The following is a 5,394-nucleotide window of genomic DNA, read 5'->3' on the forward strand; positions in this document are numbered from 1 at the left end:
GTTCAAACGTCAGGACCTGGTGTACGAGAAAGAAGACCTACTGATCTCCGGCCCCGGCAAAAACCCAGATTAAAACTTCTATCGTGATGCAGGTATGGCCGTTGCGGGCAAGCCGAAAGGCGCCGCACAGAACGAAGCCGAGCCGATCAACGTGTAGAGCTTTCTGCCTTTAGGAAGAACGATGGAATTCGCTTTCTATTTCGCATCGGGTATCGCGGTTGTCTCCACGCTTCGCGTGGTCACCAACACCAACCCTGTGCACGCCCTGCTCTACCTGATCATTTCGCTGATCGCCGTGGCCATGACGTTCTTCGCCCTCGGCGCGCCGTTCGCCGGCGTGCTGGAAGTGATCGCCTACGCCGGCGCCATCATGGTGCTGTTCGTGTTCGTGGTGATGATGCTGAACCTGGGCCCGGCCTCGGTTCAGCAGGAACGCGCCTGGCTGCGGCCCGGCATCTGGGCGGGGCCGGTGATTCTCGCCGCGCTGCTGCTGGCCGAACTGCTGTATGTCCTGTTCGCTCACCAGAGCGGCCAGGCCATCGGCCAAACCACCGTGGACGCGAAAGCCGTGGGCATCAGCCTGTTCGGCCCGTACCTGCTGGTGGTCGAACTCGCCTCGATGCTGCTGCTCGCCGCAGCCGTCACGGCGTTCCACGTGGGCCGCAACGAGGCGAAGGAGTAACGTATGCCTGCTATCCCTCTCGAACACGGTCTGGCGGTCGCCGGCATCCTGTTCTGCCTCGGCCTCGTCGGCCTGATGGTCCGCCGCAACATTCTGTTCGTATTGATGAGCCTGGAAGTGATGATGAACGCCTCTGCCCTGGCGTTCATCGTGGCGGGTGCCCGTTGGGCGCAGCCGGATGGACAGATCATGTTCATCCTGGTGATCAGCCTCGCGGCGGCCGAGGCCAGCATTGGCCTGGCGATCCTGCTGCAGCTGTATCGCCGCTTCCACACGCTCGATATCGACGCTGCCAGTGAGATGCGCGGATGAACCTACTCTTTCTGACTTTCGTATTTCCCCTGATCGGGTTCCTGCTGCTGTCGTTCTCCCGCGGGCGCCTCTCGGAAAACCTGTCGGCGCTGATCGGCGTCGGCTCCATCGGCCTGTCCGCCATCGTCGCGGCCTACGTGATCTGGCAGTTCAACGTCGCACCGCCGGAAGGCGGCGTGTACACCCAGGTGCTGTGGCGCTGGATGTCGGTGGAAAGCTTCCAGCCGAACTTCACCCTGTACCTGGACGGCCTGTCCGTGACCATGCTGGGCGTGGTGGTCGGCGTGGGTTTCCTGATCCACCTGTTCGCCTCCTGGTACATGCGCGGTGAAGCGGGCTACTCGCGCTTCTTCTCCTACACCAACCTGTTCATCGCCAGCATGCTGTTCCTGGTGCTGGGCGACAACCTGCTGTTCATCTACTTCGGTTGGGAAGGCGTGGGCCTGTGCTCGTACCTGTTGATCGGTTTCTACTACAGCAACCGCAACAACGGCAACGCAGCCCTGAAAGCGTTCATCGTCACCCGCATCGGCGACGTGTTCATGGCCATCGGCCTGTTCATCCTGTTCCAGCAACTGGGCACGCTGAACGTCCAGGAACTGCTGGTGAAGGCGCCTGAGCACTTCAAGGCCGGCGACTTCTGGATCGTCCTGGCGACCCTGATGCTGCTGGGCGGCGCGGTCGGCAAATCGGCCCAGCTGCCGCTGCAGACCTGGCTGGCGGACGCGATGGCCGGCCCGACCCCGGTCTCGGCACTGATCCACGCCGCGACCATGGTGACCGCGGGCGTCTACCTGATCGCCCGTACCCACGGCCTGTTCGCCCTGGCGCCGGACATCCTGCACCTGGTCGGCATCGTCGGCGGCGTGACCCTGGTGCTGGCCGGTTTCGCAGCCCTGGTGCAGACCGACATCAAGCGCATCCTCGCCTACTCGACCATGAGCCAGATCGGCTACATGTTCCTGGCCCTGGGCGTGGGCGCGTGGGAAGGCGCGATCTTCCACCTGATGACCCACGCGTTCTTCAAGGCCCTGCTGTTCCTCGCCTCCGGTGCGGTGATCGTCGCCTGCCACCACGAGCAGAACATCTTCAAGATGGGCGGCCTGTGGAAGAAACTGCCGCTGGCCTACGCCAGCTTCATCGTCGGCGGCGCGGCCCTGGCCGCCCTGCCGCTGGTGACCGCAGGCTTCTACTCCAAGGACGAGATCCTCTGGGAAGCGTTCGCCAGCGGCCACGAAGGCCTGCTGTACGCCGGCCTGGTCGGTGCGTTCATGACCTCGCTGTACACCTTCCGCCTGATCTTCATCGCGTTCCACGGTGAAGCCAAGACCGAAGCCCACGCCGGCCACGGCATCTCCCACTGGCTGCCGCTGTCGGTGCTGATCGTGCTGTCGACCTTCGTCGGCGCCATGATCGTTCCGCCGCTGCACGGCGTGCTGCCGGAGAGCGTCGGCCACGCCGGCGGCGAAGCCAAGCACAGCCTGGAAATCGCCTCGGGCGCCATCGCCCTGGCCGGTATCCTGCTGGCCGCCCTGCTGTTCCTGGGCAAGCGCCGCTTCGTGACCGCCGTCGCCAACAGCGGCATCGGCCGTCTGCTGTCGGCCTGGTGGTTCGCCGCCTGGGGCTTCGACTGGATCTACGACAAACTGTTCGTCAAGCCGTACCTTGCGATCAGCCATGCACTGCGCAAAGACCCGCTCGACCAGACCATCGGTCTGATCCCGCGCATGGCCAAGGGCGGCCACACCGCCCTGAGCCGTACCGAGACCGGTCAACTGCGTTGGTACGCCGCCTCGATGGCAGCCGGTGCCGTGTTGGTCATCGGTGCTGTCGTGCTGGTAGCGGTCTGATATGAACCTTGCGAATTTGCGAAAGGAAACGAGCCCGTCATGATTCTGCCTTGGCTAATCCTGATCCCCTTCATCGGCGGCCTGCTGTGCTGGCTGGGTGAGCGCTTCGGCGCCACCCTCCCCCGCTGGATTGCGCTGATCACCATGTCCCTGCTGCTCGCCCTCGGCCTCTGGCTGTGGGCCCACGGCGACTATTCGTTCGCACCCAAACCCGGTGCCGACCCGACCTGGGCGCTTGAGTTCAAGCATGTCTGGATCCAGCGCTTCGGCATCAACGTGCACCTGGCCCTCGACGGCCTGTCGCTGCTGATGATCCTGCTGACCGGTCTGCTGGGCGTCCTCTCGGTGCTCTGCTCGTGGAAAGAGATCCAGCGTCACGTCGGTTTCTTCCACCTGAACCTGATGTGGATCCTGGGCGGTGTCGTCGGCGTGTTCCTGGCCCTCGACCTGTTCATGTTCTTCTTCTTCTGGGAAATGATGCTGGTGCCGATGTACTTCCTCATCGCGCTCTGGGGTCACAGCTCCTCGGACGGCAAGAAGACCCGGATCTACGCCGCGACCAAGTTCTTCATCTTCACTCAGGCTTCCGGCCTGATCATGCTGGTGGCGATCCTCGGTCTGGTGCTGGTGAACTACAACAGCACCGGCGTGATCAGCTTCAACTACGCCGACCTGCTGAAGACCAAGATGTCGGCCACCACCGAGTACGTGCTGATGCTGGGCTTCTTCATCGCCTTCGCGGTGAAGCTGCCGGTCGTGCCGTTCCACTCGTGGCTGCCTGACGCCCACGCCCAGGCGCCGACCGCCGGTTCCGTCGACCTCGCCGGTATCCTGCTCAAGACCGCTGCCTACGGCCTGCTGCGCTTCGCCCTGCCGCTGTTCCCGAACGCTTCGGCCGAGTTCGCGCCGTTCGCCATGACCCTCGGTCTGATCGGGATCTTCTACGGCGCGTTCCTGGCGTTCGCGCAAACCGACATCAAGCGTCTGATCGCCTTCTCGTCCGTTTCCCACATGGGCTTCGTCCTGATCGGCATCTACTCCGGCAGCCAACTGGCCCTGCAGGGCGCGGTGATCCAGATGCTGGCCCACGGCCTGTCGGCGGCGGCGCTGTTTATCCTCAGCGGTCAGCTGTACGAGCGCCTGCACACCCGTGACATGCGCGAGATGGGCGGCCTGTGGTCGCGCATCGCGTACCTGCCGGCGATCAGCCTGTTCTTCGCGGCGGCCTCGCTGGGCCTGCCGGGCACCGGCAACTTCGTCGGCGAGTTCCTGATCCTGATCGGCACCTTCGCCAGCGCACCGTGGATCACCGCAATCGCCACGTCCGGCCTGGTGTTCGGTTCCGTCTACTCGCTGATCATGATCCACCGCGCCTACTTCGGCCCGTCCAAGTCGGACTCGATCCTGCACGGCATGGACGGCCGCGAACTGATCATGGTGCTGGGCCTTGCGGTGCTGCTGATCTACCTCGGCGTGTACCCGCAACCGTTCCTCGACACCTCTGCCGCCACCATGCATGGCGTGCAGCAGTGGCTCGGCACCGCCTTCACTCAACTCGCTTCGGCCCGGTAAGAGCGCTATGGAATTCACGATCCAACACTTTATTGCGCTAGCGCCACTGTTGATCACCAGCCTCACCATCATCGTGGTGATGCTGGCGATCGCCTGGCGCCGCAACCACTCGCAGACCTTCCTGATTTCGGTGGCGGGCCTGAACCTGGCGTTGCTGTCGATCCTGCCGGCACTCAAAGTCGCGCCCCTGGCCGTGACCCCGCTGCTGCAGATCGACACGTTCGCCTGCCTGTACATGGCGCTGATCCTGGTCGCCACCCTCGCCTGCGTCACCCTCGCCCACGCCTACCTGGGCGACGGCGGTTCGGGTTACCCGGGCAACCGTGAAGAACTGTACCTGCTGATCCTGATGGCCGCCGCCGGCGGCCTGGTCCTGGTCAGCGCGCAGCACCTGGCCGGCCTGTTCATCGGCCTGGAGCTGCTGTCGGTGCCGGTCTACGGTCTGGTGGCCTACGCCTTCTTCAACAAGCGTTCGCTGGAAGCCGGCATCAAGTACATGGTGCTGTCGGCGGCCGGTTCCGCGTTCCTGCTGTTCGGCATGGCCCTGCTCTACGCCGACGCCGGCTCCCTGAGCTTCAACGGCATTGGCCAGGCGCTGGCCGCCACCGGCCTGCCGAGCTCGATGGCCCAGCTGGGCCTGGGCATGATGCTGATCGGCCTGGCGTTCAAGCTGTCGCTGGTGCCGTTCCACCTGTGGACCCCGGACGTGTACGAAGGTGCTCCGGCGCCGGTGGCCGCGTTCCTGGCCACCGCGTCGAAAGTGGCCGTGTTCGCCGTGATGGTGCGCCTGTTCCAGATCTCCCCTGCCGCCAGCAGCGGCGTGCTGAGCAACGTGCTGACCATCATCGCCATCGCCTCGATCCTGTTCGGCAACCTGCTGGCCCTGACCCAGAGCAACCTCAAGCGTCTGCTCGGCTACTCGTCCATCGCGCACTTCGGCTTCCTGCTTATAGTGCTTTTGTCGTTTTAGGTATTTTT

At 64.1% G+C, this 5,394-nt stretch carries 4 protein-coding genes and 2 pseudogenes; all 6 read left to right on the forward strand.

Going from position 1 to position 5,394, the window contains the following annotated elements:
- Positions 1–157: pseudogene (locus tag ACIP0B_RS27760) on the forward strand (NADH-quinone oxidoreductase subunit I); the annotation flags it as partial.
- A gap of 24 nt (positions 158–181) precedes the next feature.
- A complete protein-coding gene (nuoJ, locus tag ACIP0B_RS27765; RefSeq protein ID WP_085579789.1) occupies positions 182–682 on the forward strand; it encodes an NADH-quinone oxidoreductase subunit J in 501 nt (166 codons plus the stop codon).
- Between the two features lie 3 nt (positions 683–685).
- Positions 686–994, forward strand: coding sequence for an NADH-quinone oxidoreductase subunit NuoK (gene nuoK / locus ACIP0B_RS27770; protein ID WP_003180046.1), 309 nt, complete (start codon positions 686–688; stop codon positions 992–994).
- Positions 991–2,844, forward strand: a complete 1,854-nt coding sequence (gene nuoL / locus ACIP0B_RS27775; protein WP_085579787.1) for an NADH-quinone oxidoreductase subunit L — start codon at positions 991–993, stop codon at positions 2,842–2,844. Before nuoK ends, nuoL begins: the two co-directional genes overlap by 4 nt.
- A 39-nt stretch (positions 2,845–2,883) precedes the next feature.
- The gene (gene nuoM, locus ACIP0B_RS27780) at positions 2,884–4,416 is read left to right on the forward strand and encodes an NADH-quinone oxidoreductase subunit M (protein WP_400838261.1); all 1,533 of its coding nucleotides are present in this window, start codon (positions 2,884–2,886) and stop codon (positions 4,414–4,416) included.
- Positions 4,417–4,423: 7 nt separating this feature from the next.
- Positions 4,424–5,380 (forward strand): annotated as a pseudogene (locus ACIP0B_RS27785) (NADH-quinone oxidoreductase subunit N); the annotation flags it as partial.
- Positions 5,381–5,394: the final 14 nt, after the last annotated feature.

Source organism: Pseudomonas sp. NPDC089534 (genome assembly GCF_044749305.1).
In the GTDB taxonomy this organism is placed as follows: Bacteria; Pseudomonadota; Gammaproteobacteria; order Pseudomonadales; family Pseudomonadaceae; genus Aquipseudomonas; species Aquipseudomonas ekonensis.